Source organism: Kitasatospora sp. MY 5-36 (assembly GCF_001182915.1).
In the GTDB taxonomy this organism is placed as follows: Bacteria; Actinomycetota; Actinomycetes; order Streptomycetales; family Streptomycetaceae; genus Kitasatospora.
Window position 1 is genome coordinate 1 of record NZ_LFVW01001222.1, and the last position, 1321, is coordinate 1321.

Genomic DNA, 1321 nt, shown 5'->3' on the forward strand with positions numbered 1-1321 from the left:
CGGGCGACGGTGCAACAGCCGCGGGCTGCGCGGGCGTTGCGGGCAGGAGGCCGCGACGGACGAGCGCCGCACGCGCCGCGAGGTCCGCGCGCACCCAGCCGGCGAGCACAGCGGGGCCGGCCTCCTCGGGCAGGGCGGCGAGCCGGGCGCCCAGACGCTCCTCGACCAGGGCCAGCAGCCGGTCCCGGGCGGCCGGGCTGAGCGTGTCGAACCCGCCGCGCAGCGCGGGCAGCCGGTCCAGGAAGGCGTCGTCGGGCAGCGAGGTGACCCGCTCCAGCAGCGGTTCCAGTGCCTGCGGCGCGGAGTCGAACAGCCCCTCCGCGGCCGTCAGCAGGCCGACCAGCGCCCGCCCGAGCGCCTGTCGCGCCTCCGGAGCGGTCGCGCCGTCCACCCACGAGGCGGCCCGGCCGCCCAGCACCTCGGCCGGCTCCTGGCCGAGCAGCACCCGCACCGCGCCGGCCGCACCCCGCACCAGCGGGCTCCCCTGCTCGGCGAGTCCGGCCAGCACGTACGCCAGCCGCACCCCGCCGAGCCGGTCCGCCCGCCGTACCAGCTCCACCAGCGCCCGCGCGTCCTGCGGATCGTCCGACCCGCCCAGGCCCTCCAACTGCCGCACGGCGGCCACGGTGAGCACCTCCCCGGCCGCGACGAGCACGGGCGGGCCGGCCACGGGGGCGCCGGCCACGGGCGTGCCGTCGTCTGCGGCGACGGGGCCTTCCTCCGCTCCCGCCGGGGTGTGGCCGGGGAAGTGGCCCGCGGTCAGGCGGTCGAGGAGGGCGAGGGCGTCGAGGAGGTCGGGGAGGGTGGCGGAGGCGGGGAGCAGGGTGGTGAGTTGGGTGAGACGGGCCTCGGTGAGGGCGGGGAGGGCGCAGGAGGCGGCGGCGGTGAGGCCGTCGATGATCTCGCGCGGGGTCGGCTGGTCGGTGAGGCGGGCGCGCAGGGCGCCTTCGGCGGCCTGGGCGGGGGTGACGCCGCGGGTGCCGGCGACGGTGAGCATGGCGGCGCTTGCGGGCGTCCAGTGCAGGCGCCATCGGGTGCCGAGGGTCTCGGTGCCGCCGGCGCCGGTGGTGGCGACGGGCTCGCCGTAGGGGACCTCGCAGGCGGTGAGGCGGTGCAGGAGGATCTCGCGGCGGCGGTCGAGGCCGCTGCGCAGCGGGTCGAGGCGCAGGTCGCGCGGGCCGGGGTCGCCAGGGGAGGGAAGGCCGAGGTCGGCGAGGAGGGTCTCGACGGCGGGGGCGAGTCCGCTGCGCGGGGCGGCGGGGGTCGGGCGGCCGGTGCGGGTGCCGACCAGGACCTGTTCGAGGGCGCGGGCGACGGCCCG

At 79.9% G+C, this 1321-nt stretch carries 1 protein-coding gene; it reads right to left on the reverse strand.

Features of this window, described 5'->3' with window-relative positions; genetic code table 11:
- Positions 1–1321, reverse strand: a 1321-nt coding sequence (locus tag AE652_RS41545; RefSeq protein ID WP_049661193.1) for a DUF5682 family protein, incomplete at both ends; no start/stop codon positions are given.